This is a genomic window from Blautia sp. NSJ-175 (assembly GCF_022867815.1).
GTDB lineage: Bacteria > Bacillota > Clostridia > Lachnospirales > Lachnospiraceae > Blautia > Blautia celeris.
The window spans coordinates 303,421-326,061 of record NZ_JALIFQ010000007.1 but is presented as its reverse complement, the minus strand read 5'-3'; the positions used below and the strand labels follow the sequence as shown (position 1 = coordinate 326,061).

The 22,641-nt window shown below is 49.9% G+C and carries 18 protein-coding genes; 2 read left to right on the top strand and 16 right to left on the bottom strand.

Annotation, left to right across the window (positions count from 1 at the left end):
• Positions 1 to 711: 711 nt before the first annotated feature.
• The 7 genes from MUB35_RS13875 to MUB35_RS13845 form a co-directional block, all read right to left on the bottom strand.
• Positions 712 to 1,701 carry an aldose 1-epimerase family protein gene (locus tag MUB35_RS13875; protein WP_244806385.1) on the bottom strand — a complete coding sequence of 330 codons (990 nt, stop codon included), beginning with the start codon at positions 1,699 to 1,701 and terminating at the stop codon, positions 712 to 714.
• Between the two features lie 226 nt (positions 1,702 to 1,927).
• Positions 1,928 to 3,424, bottom strand: coding sequence for a glycerol kinase GlpK (glpK, locus tag MUB35_RS13870; RefSeq protein WP_033143412.1), 1,497 nt, complete (start codon positions 3,422 to 3,424; stop codon positions 1,928 to 1,930).
• A 176-nt stretch (positions 3,425 to 3,600) separates the two neighbouring features.
• Positions 3,601 to 4,281, bottom strand: coding sequence for a D-lyxose/D-mannose family sugar isomerase (locus tag MUB35_RS13865; protein ID WP_033143413.1), 681 nt, complete (start codon positions 4,279 to 4,281; stop codon positions 3,601 to 3,603).
• Positions 4,282 to 4,373: 92 nt separating this feature from the next.
• Positions 4,374 to 4,622, bottom strand: coding sequence for a helix-turn-helix domain-containing protein (locus tag MUB35_RS13860; RefSeq protein ID WP_033143414.1), 249 nt, complete (start codon positions 4,620 to 4,622; stop codon positions 4,374 to 4,376).
• Positions 4,623 to 4,746: 124 nt separating this feature from the next.
• Entirely contained in the window at positions 4,747 to 6,738 is a 1,992-nt protein-coding gene (locus MUB35_RS13855) for a KUP/HAK/KT family potassium transporter (protein WP_244806384.1), read from the bottom strand.
• An 18-nt stretch (positions 6,739 to 6,756) separates the two neighbouring features.
• On the bottom strand, positions 6,757 to 8,922 hold the full coding sequence (gene secF / locus MUB35_RS13850; protein WP_244806383.1) for a protein translocase subunit SecF: 2,166 nt from the start codon (positions 8,920 to 8,922) through the stop codon (positions 6,757 to 6,759).
• 33 nt (positions 8,923 to 8,955) lie between these two features.
• A complete protein-coding gene (locus MUB35_RS13845) occupies positions 8,956 to 9,378 on the bottom strand; it encodes a hypothetical protein (protein ID WP_244806382.1) in 423 nt (140 codons plus the stop codon).
• Positions 9,379 to 9,517: 139 nt separating this feature from the next.
• Here MUB35_RS13845 and MUB35_RS13840 point away from each other — a divergent pair, with 139 nt between their 5' ends.
• On the top strand, positions 9,518 to 10,783 hold the full coding sequence (locus MUB35_RS13840) for a peptidoglycan-binding protein (protein ID WP_033143418.1): 1,266 nt from the start codon (positions 9,518 to 9,520) through the stop codon (positions 10,781 to 10,783).
• Positions 10,784 to 10,849: 66 nt separating this feature from the next.
• Here the strand turns inward: MUB35_RS13840 and rseP are convergent, their stop codons facing one another.
• The 9 genes from rseP to MUB35_RS13795 all read right to left on the bottom strand — a co-directional run bounded on the left by rseP (position 10,850) and on the right by MUB35_RS13795 (position 19,176).
• The gene (rseP, locus tag MUB35_RS13835) at positions 10,850 to 12,166 is read right to left on the bottom strand and encodes an RIP metalloprotease RseP (protein WP_298077170.1); all 1,317 of its coding nucleotides are present in this window, start codon (positions 12,164 to 12,166) and stop codon (positions 10,850 to 10,852) included.
• On the bottom strand, positions 12,150 to 13,292 hold the full coding sequence (gene dxr / locus MUB35_RS13830) for a 1-deoxy-D-xylulose-5-phosphate reductoisomerase (RefSeq protein ID WP_033143419.1): 1,143 nt from the start codon (positions 13,290 to 13,292) through the stop codon (positions 12,150 to 12,152). Before dxr ends, rseP begins: the two co-directional genes overlap by 17 nt.
• 16 nt (positions 13,293 to 13,308) lie before the next feature.
• Complete coding sequence (locus tag MUB35_RS13825) at positions 13,309 to 14,118, bottom strand: phosphatidate cytidylyltransferase (RefSeq protein ID WP_033143420.1); 810 nt, start codon at positions 14,116 to 14,118, stop codon at positions 13,309 to 13,311.
• 1 nt (position 14,119) lies between these two features.
• Positions 14,120 to 14,827 (bottom strand): isoprenyl transferase, encoded by a 708-nt coding sequence (locus tag MUB35_RS13820; protein WP_033143421.1) that lies wholly within the window; start codon positions 14,825 to 14,827, stop codon positions 14,120 to 14,122.
• Between the two features lie 69 nt (positions 14,828 to 14,896).
• Positions 14,897 to 15,454 carry a ribosome recycling factor gene (gene frr, locus MUB35_RS13815; protein ID WP_033143422.1) on the bottom strand — a complete coding sequence of 186 codons (558 nt, stop codon included), beginning with the start codon at positions 15,452 to 15,454 and terminating at the stop codon, positions 14,897 to 14,899.
• Positions 15,455 to 15,472: 18 nt separating this feature from the next.
• Entirely contained in the window at positions 15,473 to 16,168 is a 696-nt protein-coding gene (pyrH, locus tag MUB35_RS13810; RefSeq protein WP_033143423.1) for a UMP kinase, read from the bottom strand.
• A 16-nt stretch (positions 16,169 to 16,184) separates the two neighbouring features.
• Positions 16,185 to 16,538, bottom strand: coding sequence for an Hpt domain-containing protein (locus MUB35_RS13805; RefSeq protein WP_033143424.1), 354 nt, complete (start codon positions 16,536 to 16,538; stop codon positions 16,185 to 16,187).
• A 154-nt stretch (positions 16,539 to 16,692) separates the two neighbouring features.
• Complete coding sequence (locus MUB35_RS13800) at positions 16,693 to 18,060, bottom strand: sodium-dependent transporter (protein ID WP_033143425.1); 1,368 nt, start codon at positions 18,058 to 18,060, stop codon at positions 16,693 to 16,695.
• Positions 18,061 to 18,150: 90 nt separating this feature from the next.
• The gene (locus MUB35_RS13795) at positions 18,151 to 19,176 is read right to left on the bottom strand and encodes a nucleoid-associated protein (RefSeq protein ID WP_033143426.1); all 1,026 of its coding nucleotides are present in this window, start codon (positions 19,174 to 19,176) and stop codon (positions 18,151 to 18,153) included.
• A gap of 238 nt (positions 19,177 to 19,414) precedes the next feature.
• On the opposite strand from MUB35_RS13795, the gene carB reads away from it, so the two are divergent.
• On the top strand, positions 19,415 to 22,636 hold the full coding sequence (gene carB, locus MUB35_RS13790) for a carbamoyl-phosphate synthase large subunit (protein ID WP_033143427.1): 3,222 nt from the start codon (positions 19,415 to 19,417) through the stop codon (positions 22,634 to 22,636).
• Positions 22,637 to 22,641 lie beyond the last annotated feature (5 nt).

Sequence of the window (22,641 nt, the reverse complement as noted above, 5' to 3'; positions counted from 1 at the left end):
GCCCAGGATCTGTCACCATTCTCAGTTGTTTAAAATCAAGGATATGTTTTGTGTAGATTTGTCTAAAAAATAGGTACTACACAAATTCAAAATGTCCTTGACAAGGGGTACAGTTTAAAAACCCCGGCCCTTCCAGTGAGTCTGTCTTGCCCTATAAGAGATTACCTGCTATTCCCTTCCAATATCTTAGAATTATAGGCATTTCTGGAGATTCTGACCAGATTCTCTTCCTGTTTTACCTACTATTCATTTCTATCATTTTAGAATTATAGGTATTTCTTAAGTTTCTGTCCAACTTTTCTTCCTGCTTTACCTGCTATTCATATCTAACATCTTAAAATTATAGGTATTTCTTAAGTTTCTGTCCAACTTTTCTTCCTGCTTTACCTACTATTCATCTCTATCATCTTAAAATTATAGGTATTTCTTAAGTTTCTGACCAATTTTTCTTCCTGCTTTACATATATTTCAATCCAACATCTTAAAATTATAGGTATCCCTTAAGTTTCTGGCCAGATTTTCTTCTTACTTTACCTACTATTTCAATTCAACATCTTAAAATTATAGGCATTCCTTAATATTCCACCTTTTTCTTTAACCTACCATACATTAACATCATCATTATTTCATTTCACAAAGCCTCCCCACACACATCTCAAATTCCCGCCATCCTCTCCCGCATCCGCTCTCCTGTGCCGTCCGCCATTTCCACTATTCCACCCTAATTCCCAGTTCCACCACCTTCTTCTTCCCAGCCAATATCCTCCGAAGCGTCCCATTCTCCTCTTCCCATTTCTGCCCGTCCACATGACAATTACAAGGTTCCAGTCCCACAACATAATCCCCTGATGCCATGGACTTCCACTGGGTAAAATTCGGCAGCTCCTCTCCTGAAAACTCCACACATATCCCCATTCCAAGCACAGGATTTTTCACCCGCACACGCGCCTTGCCGTCCTCATCAAAACGAATCTTATGATAAAACACTTCCTCCGGCAGCAGATCCACCGCTTCCCCCACAAGGTTCCACGGACGCTCTGTCTCCTTATCCTCCCCCTTCAGCACCGTTTCCACAGCCGGCACCTCGATCACACTCCCCGCATCCAGCAGCGGATATCCCACATTACAATGATACAACAGCATGAAAGGCTCATCCCCATACCCTTCATTCACATACTCATCATGGATCTTCACCTCACTGCTCCCAAGTTCGGCAGAAATCGTCCGCCTCAGCACGATATTCTCCCCGAACAGCGCAGCCTGCCGCATCTCCCCCGAGATCACGATCCGATACACATCCCCGTCCCAAAAAGCATCCGCACACACATGCTCCGCCGGGGTAGAACGCAGATACCCATGCATGGGAAGCGGTGCGTCCGGGTTCAGATCCGGTCTTCCCACATTACTGGTACCACAGGTAAAAAACATGCCCCCCATGATACTTTTCTGCGCCTCAAATCCATTACTGTCAAACCTCTGCCCGTTCATAAGACCCGGCTTGCTGAGGAAATTAAGATTCACCCCTTTATAGGACATCTCCACAATATCCAGGCACTTATCCGCAGCCACGGTAAAAGCCAGTTCCCCTGCCTTCACCTCATAAGCACGAAGGCCTGCTGCTGCACCCTCCTCAAAAGTCACCTTTCTCACATATGCCATCTGCTGCATACTTCCCATTTTTTTCATCAGATTTCTGTTCATATTCCGCTCCCTTTCCTTTACAGCAAAAATCCCCGTCATCCGGGGACTTCTGCCTTATCCTGTTACGTTACTGTTCACTACGTGTCCAGCAACACGCTTCGCGATGCACAGATATGGAGCATTCCGCTCCATATGGCGCTGGCTGCCTCGGGATTTTGCTTCGCATCGTGCAGCATCCCCTTGGGGAAAACACCTCCCGGGACATTGGCTGTGAATAGTACCTCTGTTACTCCTCTTTTGCCCATCCGTAAGAACATTTCACGGCCCTTTCCCAGCCCTTCATCTTCTTATTCCGCTCTTCCATGGAGATGACCGGCTCAAAAGTCCTCTCAATCTCCCAGTTCTTTACAATCTCATTCTTGTCTTTCCAATATCCCACAGCCAGTCCGGCCAGATACGCCGCGCCCATGGCTGTAGTCTCCACACACTGGGGCCTCTTTACCGGAACCTGTACCATATCTGCCTGTGTCTGCATAAGGAAATTGTTGGCGCTGGCACCGCCGTCCACCTTCAGGGAGGCCAGAGGAATGCCGGAATCCGCCTCCATTGCCCGCACCACATCATGTACCTGATAAGCCAGGGATTCCAGCGTGGCACGGATAATATGATATTTGTTCACTCCTCTTGTAAGACCCACAATGATTCCTCTTGCATACTGATCCCAGTAAGGCGCTCCCAGCCCTGTAAACGCAGGAACCACATAACAGCCGTGGGTATCCTTCACCTTCCTTGCCATGTACTCAGAGTCCTCTGCGCTGTCAATGATACGCAGCTCGTCGCGAAGCCACTGGATCGCCGCGCCTGCCACGAAGACAGAGCCCTCCAGGGCATAATTCACCTTTCCGTCCAATCCCCAGGCAATGGTGGTCACAAGCCCGTTTTTGGAAAATACAGGCTTCTCCCCTGTATTCATCAGCAGAAAACAACCTGTTCCATACGTATTCTTTGCCTCTCCTTCCAAAAAACAGGTCTGTCCAAACAGCGCGGACTGCTGGTCTCCCGCCGCTCCGGCTATGGGAATCTCCCCGCCGAAAAAGCTTGCATCCGCCATACCGTAGACACAACTGGAAGGCTTCACCTCAGGCAGCATGCACCTGGGAATATCCAGCTCCTTTAAAATCTCCTCATCCCACTCCAGTTTGTTGATATTATACAGAAGGGTTCTGGACGCATTGGAATAATCCGTCACATGGACCGCACCCTTTGTCATCTTCCAAATCAGCCAGGTCTCCACTGTTCCAAAGAGCAGCTCGCCTCTCTCGGCCCGCTCTCTGGCGCCATCCACATGGTCCAGAATCCATTTAACCTTGGTACCTGAAAAATAGGCGTCAATGATCAGGCCTGTCTTCTCCCTGAAAACCTCTGTAAGCCCCTTATCCTTCAGGGAATCACAGTATTCCGAGGTCCTTCTGCACTGCCACACAATGGCATGGTATACCGGCTCGCCTGTATTTTTATCCCAGACGATCGCTGTCTCCCTCTGGTTTGTGATGCCGATACCTGCAATATCCTTTGCCTCCACGCCCACCTTCTGCATGGCTTCCACAGCCACGCCGAGCTGCGTGGACCAGATCTCATTTGCATCGTGCTCCACCCAGCCGGGCTTTGGAAAATACTGTGTGAACTCTTTCTGGGCCACACTGATCATCTCACCCTTTTCGTTGAAAAGAATACACCGGTTGCTTGTCGTTCCTGCGTCCAGGGCCATCATGTACTTTGCCATATGTAAAAATCCTCCATGTTTTCTCTTGCCGGTACTTCCCCAAGAGCGTATCTGAACCTTGTACACTCCAGCACCGGCAGGTGGTATATTTGGGGTTTCACGAACAAAAGCTGTCCAGCCAGAAAGAATTTTTCTCTCTGGCCTGACAGCTCTTTGTCTCAATTCTCCTCGAGCATTTATTTTGCCTTGGGATATTCTGTACAGAGCAGACGATACGGTGCCTCGTCCTCCTCTATCTCAGGAAATCTGCCGATAGGCTCATAAAAACGGTTGTCATTTTCATCGTCATTGCACATGGAAACTTCGCCTAACAGCACCGGTCCTGTGCCCGGCTCCAGCTCAAAATCATGATACATATACGGATAAACGGTGATGCTCTCACCCGGCTGCAGCTTCACCTGGGTACCTGCCGGCACGGTAAACTCCCTGCCGTCACAGTTGACTGTCACATCCGTGTCAGCGAACCGGCCGTCCTCTGTGGAGTTGTATACACGGATCAGAACGTTGCCGCCCCCTCTGTTGATAATATCCTCCATCTTGTTCCAGTGGAAATGCATGGGAGCCATCTGTCCCTCTTTTATGTACAGCAGTTTCTCCGCATAGGTCTTTGTATACTTATCCATTTTCAGGTTGCCGTTTCTTAAGGTAATGAGGGAGAATCCCACCTCATCAAACCTGCCCAGGCCGTAATCGGTAATGTCCCAGCCCAGCATATTATCACGAATCTCGTCGTACTCGCTGCCTTTTTCCTTCCAGTCTTCCGGTGTAAAATGGCAGAATGGCGGAAGTTTGAAACAGCACTTGTTGACCATCTCCTCCATCTCTTTCAGCGCTGCATTGATTTCTGAACGTTTCATAAATTCTTTATCCTTTCTGTCTCTTATCTGATTCCTATTTTAGCGCTTCCAATGGTATTTTTCAACAACAAAAAAGGATTTTTGCCTTCCCTTTATAATATATTTATCTCACTGCGGAAAGCAAACAGTTTCCAGGTCTTGATCTCCAGCGCGTCAGCCACTTTCAGCAGGGTTTCCACGGAAATCTGTGTGGGCATTTTCGGCGCCTCAATATTGCTGATATGTGTTCTGCTTATGCCCACCATCTGGGCAAGCTGTGCCTGCGTGATTCCTTTCAGTTTTCTGTAATAGGCTATATTGAGCCCCAGTTCCATTAATTGTGCATTAATATCTTCACTCATATCATTCACTCCTTTTCTACTATTTTGTAGAAAAGTGCAGTGCCTATCCATACCTTATTTATGACTATTTTCAGCATTTCAGCACAATTTGACAGTTTGCACACATTTGGCGGTGTTTTGCAGGTCAGACACGCCTTAAAGGACGCAGATTTTTCATCTTGATAAACAGCGGAACATATTCCAGGATCAGGGCAGAATTTTCCAGACCGTACCATCTGGCGGAGGAGCCGGCCACACGGCGGATGGCATATTTCAGCGAGACAGCCGCCCGCCCTGCCGGTGTAATATCGCTCTCCGGTATGAGTAGTTTCCGGATCAGGCAGAACTGGAAGCACCCCACTTCCCCGGACCCGTAGATGGAGTATTTCGGCTCCTGGGAGGGAAGTTCATTGCTGTCAATCAGCTCCTCCACGATCTGCCGCAGATACACATTCACCCTCTGGTCCACCTTGAACCCCAGGCGGAGCTGAATCTTGAAAATATAATCCGTTCCGAAATTCTCCACCGTATACTCCCTGGTATACGGCTGGTCCGTGACCTGGATGTTGATAAACCAGTAGGCCCTGGCACGCTTCGGACGGTCCAGAACAGAATACAGAATATCCCGGTCCAGTTCCTCCACCTGTGTCTCCTTGGTAATATAGACAAGGTTATCCGTCTGGATGGGTATGCCGGTATCCGCCCTTAATCTGCCCAGCTGTCCCACAAAGTCACGGACTTTCAGATAGACTGCCTGGGAATTTTCTATGGCAGTCCCCCTGTACCACACCACCATAATCCCAAAAAGGACCGCAGCGATAAACAGCGCCACATAGCCGCCCCTTTTAAACTTGCTCAGACTGGAAAGGAAAAATGTCCCCTCCAGTCCTCCGAAAAATAGCAGAAACAGCCGGGAACTCCTGTATTTTTTCCTGATCCTGTTCAGGTAAACAAACAAAAGCAGGGTCGTCATCAGCATAGTGAGCGTAATGGCCAGACCGTATGCCGCCTCCATATGGGCACTGGTCCTGAAATAAAGCACCAGCACAGAACAGGAGATCCACAGCACCAGATTGACCAGTGGGATAAAGATCTGCCCCTTGATCATGGATGGGTACACGATCTGCATATGAGGCATCAAATCCAGTCTGCTGGCCTCTGAAACCAGCGTAAAAGACCCTGTCACCAGCGCCTGTGACGCAATGACCGCGGCCATGGTTCCCAGTACAACACCCAGGGGCCGTATCTCCTCAGGCAGCATCTCAAAAAACGGGTTCATATCCGGAATGGCTCCCAGACTCCCGCTGCTTCTGTTTTTCAGCAGCCAGGCCCCCTGTCCCAGATAATTTAAGATCAGGCACATCTTAACAAAAGGCCAGCTTGCATATATATTCTGCCGCCCCACATGCCCCATATCCGAGTAAAGCGCTTCCGCCCCTGTAGTAGCCAGAAATACGCTTCCGAGAATCATAAGTCCCATCCGGTTATCCGGGCTTACCAGTATTTTCACAGCCCACAGAGGATTCAATGCCCGGAGGATTCCCGGGTCCCCCATAATATGAAAGCATCCGGCTGCTGCCAGAAAGAGAAACCACAGGGTCATAACCGGACCGAAGGCCCTTCCGATGGAGCTGGTACCTGCCTTCTGCACCAGAAAAAGGGCAGCGATGATCACAAGGGTTATGACCACGATTTTGTCCTGATCATTTCCCAGCACTTTGTAAACCCACGGAATGCTTCTGAGACCTTCAATGGCTGTGGTGACCGTCACCGCGGGAGTCAGGATTCCGTCCGCCAGAAGCGCAGCCCCTCCTATCATGGCGGGAAATACAAGCCATTTCCCGCATTTTTTCACCAGGCTGTACAGGGCAAAGATACCGCCCTCATTGTGATTGTCCGCCTGCATGGCTATCAGCACGTATTTGACGGTGGTAAGCAGGATAATGGTCCATATGACCAGGGAAAGCGCTCCGTATATGACGTCCTCCCCTGTCCCGGTGATCCCGCCGTTTCCCTCCAGGATGGATTTCATCACATACATGGGGGAAGTCCCGATATCCCCGTAGACCACTCCCACAGAAATTAAAACCGCACCTGCACTGAAGGGTATCCCTGTCTCTCTCTGTGCATCCTTCATCTCAAACACCCTTTCCCTTTATTTCTTCTTTTTCTGCTTATGCTCTTCCCAGCACACCCAAAGAGGGCCTGCAATGCATACGGAAGAGTAACATCCGCTGATCATCCCCGCCAGAAGCGGCAGAGAAAATACCTGGATGGATTCAATGTGGTAAAAAGCAGAAAACAGATAGATGATAAACACGCAGGCCACAACGGTAAAGGCTGTATTGACAGACCGCCCCAGCGTCTCCGTGATGCTTCTGTCCACCAGCTTTGCCAGCGTTTCCCCTTTTCCCCTGTCCTTTTGGTTCTCCCGGATCCTGTCATAGAGAACAATGGTGTCATTGATAGAATACCCGATAATGGTCAAGGTCACGGCCACAAAGGCATCATTCACCGGAATCCTGCACACGCCGAACACAAACACCACGATGAGGATATCGTGCAGAAGTGCCGTCACAGCCGAGATCCCCGCCGCAAGCCCGGACATGGAAGAAAACCGTATCCTTATATATATGACGATAAACAGAGCGGAAAGTACAATGGCAATGACGGAATTTTTAAGCGCCTTTGCCCCGATATAAGGCTCCACCGCATACGTTTCAGAGAGCTTATACTCCTGTCCTCCCTCCGCGTTCAGTGTCTTTGTCACCTCCTGCTGTTCCTTAGGTGAAAGCCCCTTATTTCCGGCCAGCGTCACTGCCAGTTTCTGCTGCCCGCTTGCCGGGTCCTGGGTGATCTGCATGTTGGCAGGCCGTTCCAGCACGGTTTCCACCTTCTCCTTCAGCTTTTCCGTATCCGCATCTCCTGTAAAGGTGTATTTCAGGATAACGCCTCCGGTGAACTGTGTATCCAGCTTCATGCCGTTCGCCGCGCTCAGTATCGTCCCCGCAAGGAGTACACAGGCGGTAAAAAAGAAGATCCCTCTGCGTTTTCCCGAAAAGTCCAGAATCTTTCTCTCCCTTTTTTTGCGGAACATGGACGGGCGTTTGAAAAATTCATACTGTACCACAGAGGTGAGCATGGTTCTGGACATCCACACTCCCGCAAACAGGTTGATCACAACACCGGTAAACAGGGTATATCCAAAGCTCAGCATAGTTCCCGAGCCGAACATCATGAGGATGACAGCCACAGCCGCTGTGGTGATATTTCCGTCCAGCACAGAGGAAAATGCTCTCTGGTATCCCTTTCTGACTGCCGCCTTTACCGATGCCCCGTGCATCAGCTCCTCACTGATCCGCTCACTTATGATAATATTGGCATCCACTGCCATGCCTGCCGAGAGGATCAGCCCCGCAATTCCGGGAAGTGTGATGGTATACTGGGGAACGGAAATAGCCAGCACCTGCAGTGCCATCTGAAACAGCAGCGTGACACAGCTCAGCACGCCGGGCAGCCTGTAGTAAAAGCTCATGAACAGGCATACCAGAACCATGGCCGCTGCCGCCGCTGTCACCATGGATGTTAATGCCCGGTTTCCCAGTGTGGGGCTGATGGTATTGTAATTACTGGTCTTCATGGAAAACGGAAGCGCGCCGGCATTGATCTTGTCGGAGAGCGCCTGGGCCTCTTCCCTGGAACCCATGCCATTAATGACAGCCTCTCCTCCTTCAATCTTCTGCTGCACCACCGGATTGGAAATCCGCGTATCATCCATATAGATACCGATATTCCTGCCCAGATTGTCCTCTGTGGCCTTTGCAAACTTCTCCGTGCCGCGCTTGTCAAAGTGAAGCTCCACCTCATACTCCCTGGTATCCTGGCTCTGCACCACAGAGCTGCCGGCAACATCCCGGCCTTCCACCAGCACTTTGTGGTCTTCATCCTGAAAGGTCAGCTTTGCTGTCTCTCCCAGCTCTGCAATGGCCTCCTCGGGATTAAAGTCCTTTTCATCGGATTTCCACGGAAACCTGACAAGGATTCTGCCCTCCTTTTTTTCCACGGTCACTTCCCGGTCCAGTATGTTTTTTGCATCCAGACGTCCCTCCATGATGTTTCTGGCAGATTCCAGTTCGTCTGCCGTAGGCTTTTTCGTGATACCCACCGGCTCAAACACAGCCTCCACGCCGCCCCGGATGTCAATGCCGAACCGCATATTCCGGATGCCTTTGATGTCATCTCCACAGCCGAAAAAGGCAATGAAAAAAAAGACAGCAATGATTCCCAGTGCTATCCATATATGTGTTTTTTTATTTTTCATGTTTTCCCTGCTTTCTGTTCTAATTTTACGCGATCAGATAAAAGGGAAACTTCTCTTCTTTCCGTCCTTATACTGGACAATAAAAATCCGTTCCATGGGGGATTGGTTCAGCAGAAAGCTGCGCCTGAAAAAGGCATAGACAGAAGCCTTTGTCTCTCCGGAAAACAGAAAAACAAGGGCACAGGAAAGTAAAAGGGCAGACAGAGGAAGGAGCCTGAGAAAAAGATCCTCCTCTCCCTTATTTTTTCCGAAACAGAGACGTGAAAATGTCTCTTCTTTTTGAAGACCGGCGGACTGCTCTGTATGGACAGTCCGGGTAATGGCAGTCTGGCCGGATACGTCTGTCGATCCTGTTCCTGCATCCCTGTTCTCCTGCCTCTGGGAAAAAATAAAAAAGAAGCACAGTACACAAAGAAAAAATGCAATACCATAACAAACACGCTGCATCTTTTTCATGATCTGCTGTCCTCCAGTCCGTAAAGCCTCATATGTTATGAGGAATCTTAGCACAAAGTATGGTTTCTGTCAATCATTCCGTCACATTTTTTCGCTGCCTGCATATCCTAAACCAACGAACTGCCATGAGGTTTTACCTATGAACTATTTTCCCATAAAAGCCATGCAGACAGACCACCCGGATGAAGGCCGTCTGAGGATTTCCGTGCTCTCCGCGATCAGGAATACCCCCATTGAAAACGCCACAATAGATATTCTCTACACGGGAGAACCATCCTCTGTTATTGATGAGCTGAAAACGGATGCCAACGGACTGACACCGGAGATCACGCTTCCTGCTCCGCCCCTGGAATACAGTATGGAACCTTCTGAGTACCAGCCCTACGCAGAATACACCTTCCACATTGAAGCCGAGGATTTCGAGCCGCTGGACATTTCCGGCGCGGAGATCCTGCCTGAGGTCACTGCCCTGCAGACCGCAAGGCTCCAGGCCCAGACGCCGGAGAACACCTTTCAGAATATTGTCATTCCGGCCCACACCCTGTTCGGCACATACCCGGAAAAAATACCCGAAGACGAGATCAAACCCATGGACGAATCCGGGGAGATTGTTCTGAGCCGGGTGGTCGTGCCGGAATTTGTGGTGGTACATGACGGCGCCCCCACAGACCCCACTGCCCAGAACTTCTATGTGCGCTACCGGGATTACATTAAAAATGTGGCATCCAGTGAGATCTACGCCACATGGCCCACAGAGACGATCCGCGCCAATGTGCTGGCTATTATGTCCTTTACCCTGAACCGGGTCTACACGGAGTGGTACCGGAACAAAGGCTATGACTTTACCATCACCTCCTCCACTGCCTTTGACCACAAGTGGATGAACGGAAGGAATATCTTTGACAGCATCTCCCGGGTGGTGGATGAGCTGTTCGCTGATTATCTCTCCAGGCCGGGCGTCAGACAGCCCATCCTCACACAATACTGCGACGGACAGCGGGTGTCATGCCCGAACTGGATGACACAGTGGGGGTCCAAGTATCTGGGCGACCAGGGCTACACCGCCATTGAGATCCTCCGGAATTTCTACGGTGACAACATGTACATCAATACGGCTGAGGAGATTGCCGGCATCCCCATCTCATGGCCGGGAAGCAATCTGGATATCGGCAGCTCCGGCGACAAGGTAGAGCAGCTCCAGGAACAGCTAAATGCCATCCGCCAGGGCTATCCCGCACTGCCGGCCGTAACCGTGGACGGCATCTACGGGGAGGGCACACAGCGGGCTGTACGGGATTTTCAGCGAATCTTCAGCCTGCCTGTCACGGGCATTGTGGATTATCCCACCTGGTACAAAATACAGGAGATCTACGTGGGCGTCACAAGAATCGCGGAACTTGTATAACCATCACCAAAAAATCCGGAAAGGCCGGGTACAGATTCTTTGTACCCAACCCTCCCGGATTTTCTTTTACAGCCTCTTGATATCATTAAACAGGACAAACACCATGAGCAGCATCAAAAGAACAAACCCTGCAAAGTGTATCATACCCTCCACATTCCGGTTCACCTCTTTGCCGCGTATGGCCTCTATGATGAGGAATACCAGACGACCTCCGTCCAGTGCCGGAATGGGCAGCAGGTTCATAACGCCCAGGTTGGCTGACAGAAGGATCACCCAGTAGAGCATCTGCATGCTCAATATCACGCTGCCCTCGGATTTTGCCTCCTGTACAGAATCTCCGATGGCGTCCACAATCCCCACCGGTCCGGACAGGTCATTTACGGAAAATGTACCCTTGATGAGAAGTCCCAGGCTCTGAACCGTACTGGTGATCCAGTAGCGGACCTCCACGGCGCTGTATTTGAGCACGCCTAAAAATCCGGTCTTCTCTCTGTACAGGTTATAGTCAAACCCGCTGCTGACCACAGTCCGCATCTGAGGTTTTGCCGTAACATCCCGCTCCTTGCCGTTACGCTCCACAGTCAGAGTGATCTCATCCCCTGTGAGCGGATGCGCCTCCATATAATCCTGAAGCTCTTTTCCGTCTGTGATCTTCGTGCCCGCAATGCCTGTGATCACATCCCCGGCCTGCAGACCGGCTTTCATCATGGGACTGTCAATATAGATTTCCATGATCTGCGCAGGGCCTTCACTGCTGTAGGTAAATCCCAGCATCTTCTTCTCTATGCTGTCAGCAGTAAAGGAAATGTCCTCTGTCTTCCCGTCCCGCTTCACTTTCATATCAATGGTTTTATCCTGATACCCGTGCAGTGTCTGGTAAAGACTCAAATCCCTGCCTATGGAAATATGCTTTCCGTTGAATTCCGTGATCAGGTCGCCTTCCTTAAGTCCCGCCGCCTCCGCCGCGGACCCTTCCTGCACAACAGTCACTCTGGCCGGGTCATAACCCACCACGCTGGTGATGATCATGGCGCAGACAAAGGCCATGATAAAGTTAAACACAGGACCTGCCGCCACCACGGAGATTCTGGCCCACACAGAGGCGTTGTTGAAGGAACCTGCGCTGTCGTCATCGTCATCCTCTCCTACCATCAGGCAGGAACCGCCGATGGGAAACAGCTTCAGGGAATACCTGGTGCCGCCCTTCTCTGTGGAAATCAGCCTCGGCCCCATACCCAGTGAAAATTCCGTCACTGCAATGCCGTTCCTCTTTGCCAGCAGAAAATGTCCCAGCTCATGAAAAATAACGATCAGGGAAAAGATAATAACTGCAATCAAAATATTTATAATACCGGAAAAACTCAATCTACCACCTGCCTTCAATCCATCTGTAAGTCTCCTGTTCGATGCCTGTAATTTCATCTACGTCCGGATTCTCAATCACTTTATGTCTTTCCATAGCTTCTTCAATTATTGAATAAATATCCAGGAAACCGATTTTTCTGTTCAAAAACATACCTACTGCCTTTTCATTTGCAGCGTTGAATACCGTGGGCATGGAACCACCCTTTTTGGATGCCTCCATAGCCAGCGGCAGCCCTTTAAAGGTGTCCATATCCGGCTCCTCAAAAGTGATAGATCCAAGTGCCGCAAAATCCAGACGCTCTCCGGGAAGAAAACGTCTCTCGCCCCCATACAGGGCATACTGAATGGGAAGCCGCATATCCGGAGTTCCAAGCTGGGCAATGATGCCCCCGTCCACAAACTCCACCATGGAGTGAATGACACTCTGAGGCTGCACCACAACCTGTATCCGGTCCAGATCCATATGGAACAGCCACTTTGCCTCCATAACCTCCAGTCCCTTGTTCACCAGGGTAGCGGAGTCAATGGTAATCTTCTGCCCCATAGCCCAGTTGGGATGCTTCAGAGCGTCCTCCACACGGATATTCGTAAGCTCCTCCCGCTTCTTTCCCCGGAAAGGCCCGCCGGAAGCTGTGATCAGCAGCTTGTGTATCCTGGAAGGGTCCTCCCCGTTCAGAGCCTGGAAGATGGCACTGTGTTCACTGTCCACAGGCAGGATACGCACGCCGTACTCTTTGGCAAGGGGCATGATAATATGCCCGGCTGTCACCAGTGTCTCCTTATTGGCAAGGGCAATATCCTTACCGGCCCGGATACCCTCCACAGTAGGGCGGATGCCGATCATGCCCACAATGGCTGTGACCAGTATATCCGACTCCGGCATGGCAGCCAGGGCGAGAAGCCCTTCCATGCCTCCTGTCACCGTACAATCCGTATCTGCGACCCTTTTTCTTAGCTCAGCCGCCTTTTTTTCATCCCCCACAGCCGCCAGCTTCGGATGAAAGCGCCGAATCTGTTCTTCCAGCATCCGGATATTGCTGCCTGCGGCAATTCCCACCACCTGCAGGTCATCATTTCTCTCCACCACATCCAAAGTCTGTGTGCCGATGGAACCTGTGGAACCTAATATCGCAATTTTCTTCATATCATCACAACCTCATTTACAGCAGTACATTTGCCAGGAAATAGATGAACGGTGCCGTAAATATGACACTGTCAAAACGGTCCAGAATACCGCCGTGGCCCGGGATCAGTCTGCCGTAATCCTTTATCTCTTTGTTTCTCTTGATCGCGGATGCCGCCAGATCTCCAACCATGGAGATCAATGCACCCACCGCGCAGATCAGGGCATACATAAGGGCCGTATGGCCGGAAGCAGGGTTCCATTTTGCAATCACCACTGCATACAGGGCGCCCAGAAGCGCGGCCCCCACAACGCCGCCCACACCGCCTTCCACGGATTTTTTCGGGCTTAACACAGGCGCCATTTTGTGCTTGCCGATGAGCATTCCCACACAGTAGGCACAGGTATCGCTACCCCAGGAACTTATAAAGATAAGGCCCACAAGCCATGCGCCGCCTTCCAGATTCCTGGTTTTATAGATATAAGAAAGCATGACAGCCACGTAAATGACACCGAACATGGCAGCCATGATCTGGTCTGCATGGTATTTTGGGTATGTAAACACATACACGGACATAATGAGGACCAATGCAAATAAAATGGCAATAAGGGAAAATTCTTCCCTGTCCAGCAGAAGGGTCAGGTAGTAAACCATGGCCCCCGCATACCCCATGATCTCCAGGCTGCCGGCCTGATTTTCATGTACTCTCATGGCTTTGTACAGTTCCTGCATACCGATGAGGGAGATGGCGGCCAGCGTGGCAAAGAGCACGATTCCTCCCGGAATAATGGTGGCAAGGGCAATGATGACCAGCACAATTCCGCTTAACAGCCTTGTCTTGAACATGTTACTCCTCCTTCACGCCGCCGTATCTGCGGTCTCTCTGATTAAATTTCCAAATGGCCTTTTCAAACTCAGCCTTGTTAAAATCCGGCCATGCCACATCGGTAAAATAAAACTCCGTGTAGGCAAGCTGCCACATGAGAAAGTTGGAAAGGCGCTCCTCCCCGCTGGTACGGATCAACAGGTCAGGGTCCGGAAGTCCCTTGGTATCCAGATATCCGGATATGGTATCCTCTGTGATCTGCGCAGGGTCCAGCATACCCTTTTTCACATCCCCGGCAAGATCCTGCACCGCTCTTTTGATCTCATCCCTGCTGCCGTAATTCAGCGCGATCTGGAAATGCAGCTCATCAAACTGGCTGGAATACTCCTCCAGTTCTCTGATCCTTGCCTGCAGGTCCTCGTCAAAGACAGAGGGCTCCCCGATCACGCGGACGCGCATCTTATTGTCCCTTGCGATTTTCAGGCATTTTTTCATATAATTGCGGAACAGCTTCATCAGGCCGTCCACTTCATCTTTGGAACGTTTCCAGTTTTCAGTGGAAAAGGCATAGACCGTGAGATATTTTACCCCCAGCTCCTTGGCTATGGAACATATTTTTTCCAGGTTTTCGCAGCCTTTCACATGCCCGTATGTCCTCGGCATTCCTTTGGCTTTGGCCCAGCGGCCGTTTCCGTCCAGAATGATTGCCACATGATTTGGAATCACCATGTTTTTCTCCTCCTACGCGTAAAAGAGGCACAATACCTTTTTCTTGTATGTGCCCCTCTTGATTATAAATTATACGGTTAAGATTTCTTTGGATTTCTCTTCCACTGTCTTATCAATGTTCTTGCCGAACTTATCTGTCAGTTTCTGGATCACATCTTCCAGCTCCTTGATCTCATCCTCAGATACATCCTGTTTTGCCAGTTTTTTGAATGCCTCATTGGCATCGCGGCGGATATTACGGATAGCTACCTTAGCAGCCTCCCCTTTCTTCTTCACGTCTTTCACCAGCTCTTTTCTGCGCTCCTCAGTGAGCTCAGGCAGCACCAGACGAATCGATTTGCCGTCATTATTGGGGTTGATCCCCAAGTCAGATGTCAGGATCGCTTTCTGGATGTCTTTGATCAGAGAAGCCTCCCATGGCTGGATCTGAATCATTCTGGGTTCCGGAACGGTTACATTTGCCACCTGCTGCAGAGGTGTAGGTGCTCCATAATAGTCTACGGTGATTTTATCCAGAATATGCGGATTTGCACGTCCGGCACGGATGGTTCCCAGTTCTTTTACCAGGGCATCCATGGTCTTGTTCATCTTGTCTTCATATTTTGCGATTCTCTCATCAGTTGCCATACTCGTTTTCCTCCCAGATTATACTAATACTTTTGTTCCCGTGAATTTACCGTGCGCGGTATTCACAATACTGTCTTTCTCATTCAGCCCGAACACCAGCATGGGCATCTTATTTTCCATACAGAGGATGGAGGCGGTCATATCCACAACAGCCAGCTTTTTGTCAATGACTTCCTGGATGCTCACCTCATCATACTTCTTGGCATCCGGATTGCTCTTGGGATCACTGTCATACACGCCGTCCACTGCTTTTGCCAGGAAAATCATATCCGCTTCAATCTCCACTGCGCGCAGTACCGTTGCCGTATCCGTTGAGAAATAAGGATGGCCGGTGCCGCCTGCCATAAAGACTACCATGCCGCGGTCGAAATATTTATTGACACGGTCCTTGGAAAATAATTTTGTAAAGGAGCCGCATTCAAACGGGGTCAGGACGCTGGTTCTCATGCCTGCTGTGCGGAAGATCTCAGATACATAGATACAGTTCATGACTGTGGCAAGCATTCCGATCTGGTCAGCTTTGGTCCTGTCAATATTCTCACTGGTACGGCCTCTCCAGAAATTGCCGCCGCCGATGACAATACCCACCTGGATTCCCTCATCCACCAGAACTTTTACCTGGCGGGCAACCTCCATGACTGTCGCCTCATCAAAACCTGTCTTCTTTGGACCTGCCAGTGCTTCTCCGCTCAGTTTCAGTAAAATTCTCTTCATCTGTTATTCCTCTTCATTATTCATTTTCTGTAATGATCTTTATTATCTGGTCATACTGCTTTTTGATTTCATCCATATCCTCCCGGGAGGGAAGTTCACCTCTTCTGCCCTTCTCCACCGCAGGCTGCATCTCATCATAAAGGCAGCTAAGCCCCAAATTGCCGGATACTCCCTTCATGGTATGGGCAGCTTTAAAAAACTCTTCCGCATCTCCCTGCGCAAAGGCCTTCTGCATCTCCCCAAAAGTGGTATCCTCCGGAAATTTTCTTAAAAACTTCATGCACAGCATTTCATTGTTCATAAAACGCTCCAGTGTGCCGTCCATGTCACACCCCGCTTCACGCAGTTTTGTCAGCATTACATGTTCCATATACATTCTCCTTATACCGGAAAATATGCTTCGCCGGCACAGCATCCGCTGCTTCGGCAGTTACCTGTCAGACACGCTTCGCCATAAACGGTAACTTAGATTTTCATTCTATCCCTAGTATACCTGTAAAATTTACTGATTTCAAGGGAATTTTCTATAAACTCTGAAACAGACTCCAATATCCCTGCACGAAAATATAAAGGACAATGACAGGCAGGATAAATGTGAGATAAACCTTTATTTTTCTGGGGAAAGAGATGCCTTCCCCCGTGTTGGCTTCCTTCAGGAAATTTTCCCATCCCCAGCCGTATCTTGTCACACAGAACAAAAGATACACAAGGGAACCCAGAGGAAGCAGGTTGTTGCTCACCAGGAAATCCTCAAATCCCATGATATCCTTGCCCAGAATGGTAAAGTCACTTAATATGGTCATACCGAAAATACAGGGCAGGGACAGCAGAAATATGGCAATACCGTTTATGAGCGCTGCCTTTTTCACGCTCCAGTTCCACAGATCCTGCGCAAAGGATATGATATTCTGGAACACGGCGATAATGGTAGAAAGCGCGGCAAAGGACATGAACAGGAAGAACAGCGCTCCCCAAAACCTTCCGCCCTTCATGGCATTAAACACATTGGGCAGGGTCACGAACACAAGACCCGGGCCCTCTCCCGGATTGACGTTGAAAGCGGAGCATGCCGGGAAAATGATAAGCCCTGCAATGAGCGCCACCATGGTATCCAGGATCGTAATGCTGACAGCCTCCCCGGTGAGCTTATGTTCCTTGCCTATATAGCTTCCGAAAATAGCCAGGGCGCCGATTCCAAGGCTCAGGGTAAAGAACGCCTGTCCCATGGCCGCAAAGATAACCTCCTGGATCTTATACTCGGAAAGCTTGCCGAAATCCGGCAGCAGATAGAATTTCAGTCCCTCAGATGCACCCTCCAGCGTACAGGAGCGCACAGCCAGAAGCACCATCAGCGCCAGCAGCACCACCATCATGATCTTGGTGATCTTTTCCACACCCTTCTGCAGACCCATGGAGCACACCGCGAAACCGATGACTACGATCAGGACCATCCAGAAGATCATCTGGGTCATGTCCGTGGAAAGGCTTCCGAATGCCGCACTGACTCCTTCCGTGTCAAGGCCTGTAAAGTCGCCTTTCACCATTTTAACAAAATAAGCCAGCATCCAGCCGCCGATGGTGGTGTAGAACATCATCAGCAGATAATTGCCTGCCATACCGAAATATCGGTAGATATGCCATTTACTGCCCTTCTTCTCCAGTACATTGAAGGAGGTGGCAATACTCTTCTGGCTGGCTCTGCCAACTGCAAATTCCATGACCATGATCGGCAGCCCCAGAACGATCAGAAAGAACAGATAGATCAGAACGAACGCCGCACCGCCGTACTTTCCCGTTATGTAGGGAAAACGCCATACATTTCCAAGACCGATGGCACAACCTGCAGATATCAGGATAAAGCCCAGTCTGGAAGAAAATTTTTCTCTTTCCATTTCCTCAACCTCATTATTTTTTTATCCCGGATTTTTTCTCCTCCGGCTGAAATATTGTATCACAATGTCTGATAAAACGCCACAATTTTATTAACGACTCTCAATGCTCCCGATGTTTTTTATGAGAACGGATATGGTTCCGTCCGGATTGGTGATAAATTCCACTTTATCCTTATTATTGTACTCCTCCATGGGGATTTTAAGCTCAATTCCCGTGTCGGTGAGCAGGTGTTGTTTTGTGAACTTTTTGGTGGTGGTGGGATTCTGTGGTTCCACCCGGGTCTCGGCCAGATTGTATTTCTCCAGCTTCTCCTGCACCTCCTCCTTCATCTGGGGATGCTCCTTAAAGATCTTCTCTATAACCACAGGCACATCCAGTGCCCCTTCACTTGAGAGCTCCTGATTGATGATGCTCTTGGTCTCCATCTGCACCTCAAACTGCTCGGACTCATTGTAATACTTTTTCTGTACATCCGTCACCGCTTTATTCACAATGGAAAGCCGCGTCTTGGCAGACAGGGAGCCCTGACATTTTAAAAACAGTTTTGAGAAATAATTGGTCTTTACGCCGTTCACATCATACTTTTTCTCCACCAGGCGCACATACTTAGGTGCTCCCAGGTCAAGCAGGGCCGCCTCAGAAAGCTTCTGTGTCTCTCCCGGCAGGATGGCCTTCTGCATGATAATGTCATTGTTGTTGCCCCAGGGGTCCGCACTTGTCATATGGGTGTAGGATGTGCGGTAATTCATTTTTAAAAGCGCCAGATATTTATGACGGTCCACCTGATATTCCGCCACCAGAAGGTCCGCGGGCGGAATCTCAATATTCTGGTTCATGATGGTGAAAAGCTCCTGGGCTGTTTTCTTGGAAATCTCAACAAAATTCTCAGAGTCATATTCTTCCATGTACTTGTAAATAGTGGACTCCTCCTCGGAAAAGCTGCAGCTTCGTATCTCGTCACTTGTGTCGATCCTGAATATATGGGCTTTCAGAAAATCCGCAAAATCAGAACCGTAATCAAGTACCTTGTCGGACAGTACCGGCATGCCCACTGTGGAATCCAGAATATGTACTATGACCTGTCCGATATGGATTTCTTCCTTATCTGCTATCATGTGTGTTTCACTCCTGTTCTTCTGTTCTTTGCCTGCCTTTGGGCGATAGGATTCCCCTTCCTTATGCAGGTTACCTGAAGAGTATACCGCAAACCGCAAATTTTATCTACTTTTTTCGACCTATTTACTCTTGCGGCAAAATATATGACTATGCTATAATTGTCCCTGACCGAAGGCGTGATATACAGGCCTTCTATTATCATGTTTCTATAGCATAAAGAAAAAATGGAGGATAGCTATGCCAAAGAGAAATGACATTCACAAAATTCTGATTATCGGTTCCGGACCTATCATCATCGGACAGGCATGCGAATTTGACTACTCCGGAACACAGGCATGTAAAGCATTGAAAAGCCTGGGTTACGAGATCGTACTGGTCAATTCCAACCCGGCAACCATTATGACAGACCCGGCAACAGCTGACGTCACTTACATTGAACCGCTGAACGTAGACCGGCTCACAGAGATCATAGAAAAAGAAAGACCGGACGCCCTGCTCCCAAACCTGGGCGGACAGTCAGGACTGAACCTCTGCGAAGAGCTGTACAACGCAGGTGTTTTAGAAAAATATAAGGTAGAAGTCATCGGCGTTCAGGTTGACGCCATCAACCGCGGCGAAGACCGTATCGCTTTCAAACAGGCCATGAATGAACTGGGCATTGAGATGGCTAAGAGCGCACCGGCTTACACCGTTGAGGAGGCAGTGAAGATTGCATCCGAGCTTGGATATCCCTGTGTCATCCGTCCTGCCTACACTATGGGCGGTACCGGCGGCGGTATTGTATATAATGAGGAAGAGCTCAGAAAAGTGGCAGCCCGCGGTATTGCGGCATCCATGGTGAACCAGATTCTCATTGAAGAGTCTGTTATCGGATGGGAAGAGCTGGAAGTGGAAGTTGTCCGCGATGCAACAGGCAAAAAAATCTCCATTTGTTTCATAGAAAATATTGATCCCATGGGTGTACATACAGGTGATTCCTTCTGTTCCGCTCCTATGCTGACGATTTCCCAGGAGGTACAGGACCGTCTGGAAAAACAGGCACACGCCATTGTGGAATCCATCGGTGTCATCGGCGGAACCAACGTACAGTTTGCCCATGATCCCAAGACAGACCGTATCATCATCATTGAGATCAATCCGAGAACCTCCCGCTCCTCAGCGCTGGCCTCCAAGGCGACCGGATTCCCCATTGCCTATGTGTCCGCACTGCTGGCTGCAGGACTCACACTGGCAGAGATTCCTTATTATAAGGGAGGCTCCCTGGCAGACTACAAGCCCTCCGGCGATTATGTGGTTGTGAAATTCGCGCGCTGGGCCTTTGAGAAATTCAAAAAAGCAGAGGACAAGCTGGGCACACAGATGAAAGCTGTGGGTGAGGTTATGTCCATCGGCAAGAACTATAAGGAAGCCCTCCAGAAAGCGATCCGTTCCCTGGAAAAAGGCCGCTACGGTCTGGGATTCGCCAAGGATTTTCATGAGCTTACTCTGGATGAGCTGTATGTGAAACTGGCAGAGCCTACCAGCGAGAGACAGTTTATCATCTACGAAGCTATCCGCAAGGGCGCTCCGCTTGCCAAACTTCATGAGATGACACGCATCAAAATGTGGTTCCTGGAACAGATGAAAGAGCTGGTTGACCTGGAAGAAAAGATTCTGGCCTGCCGCGGCAGCAGCCTGCCCGACGAACTGCTGATTCAGGCTAAAAAGGACGGCTTCTCAGACAAATATCTGGCAGAGCTTCTGGACGTGGATGAATGGGAACTGTTCAGGAAAAGAGAAGCGCTGGGCATGAATGAGCGCTGGGATGCAGTTCCGGTAAGCGGTGTGGAAGAACCTGCTGCCTACTATTACTCCACCTACAACGGGGAGGACAAAGCACCCGTATCAGACGGACGAAAAGTCATGGTACTGGGCGGCGGTCCAAACAGGATCGGACAGGGTATTGAATTTGACTACTGCTGTGTACACGCTGCCTTTACCCTGAGAGACTTAGGCTTTGAGACCATCATGGTCAACTGCAACCCTGAGACCGTATCCACAGACTACGACACTTCCGACAAGCTGTACTTTGAGCCTCTGACCGTAGAAGATGTCATGTCTATCTATAATAAGGAAAAACCGCTGGGTGTCATTGTACAGTTCGGCGGCCAGACACCGCTCAACATCGCGGCGGAACTGGAGAGACGCGGCGCCCACATCCTGGGTACTTCCCCGGCTGTCATTGATATGGCTGAGGACCGTGACCTGTTCAATGCCATGATGAAGAAGCTGAATATCCCCATGCCGGAATCAGGAATGGCTGTCAATGTGGATGAGGCACTGGAAATCGCACACCGCATCGGCTATCCTATGATGGTTCGTCCTTCCTATGTACTGGGCGGCCGCGGAATGGAAGTGGTATATGATGACAATATGCTCCGTGATTACATGGCAGCAGCCATTGATGTGACACCGGAACGTCCTATCCTCATGGACAAATTCCTGCAGAACGCGCTGGAATGTGAGACAGATGCCATCTCTGACGGCTCCCACGCTTTTGTTCCTACCGTTATGCAGCACATTGAACAGGCCGGTGTCCACTCCGGAGACTCTGCCTGTGTGATTCCGTCTGTGGAAATCTCCGAGGAGAACAAAAAGCTCATCCGTGAGTACACCACAGCCATCGCCTGTGAAATGGGCGTTGTAGGTCTTATGAACATGCAGTATGCCATCTGCGAGGGAAAAGTTTACGTTTTGGAAGCCAACCCCCGTGCATCCCGTACTGTGCCTCTTGTTTCCAAGGTCTGCAACATCAACATGGCCAATATTGCCACAAAGCTCATGACATACGAACTGACAGGGGAACGCCCGGACGTGACATCCTTCTCCGAAAAGGCACATCCGTACTACGGTGTCAAGGAAGCTGTATTCCCGTTCAACATGTTCCCGGAAGTTGACCCTCTTCTGGGACCGGAAATGCGTTCCACAGGCGAGGTTCTGGGCCTGAGTGAGTCCTTCGGCCTGGCATATTACAAAGCCCAGGAGGCAGCAGGCGCCAAGCTTCCGCTGTCCGGCAACGCACTGGTAAGTGTCAACAAGGGAGACCGGGTTCAGGCTCTGGAGGTTGCAAAACAGCTTCACGAGCTGGGCTTCACCATTGTATCCACAGAGGGCTGCGGACAGTATTTTACAGAAAACGGAGTTCCCTGCAAGATTCTCAAGAAGCTGCAGGAAGGCCGTCCCAACATCTACGATGCCATGGTAAACGGGGAAGTGGATCTGATCGTAAACTCTCCGGCCGGAAAACAGAGCAAATACGATGACTCCTACCTGAGAAAAACAGCGATCAATAAAAAAATACCTTACCTGACCACCATGTCTGCTGCCCTGGCAAGTGCCAAAGGCATCGCAGCAGTGATCCGTAAGGAACACGGCTCTTTGAAATCCCTGCAGGAGTACCATAAGAGCCTGGAACAGTAAGAAGG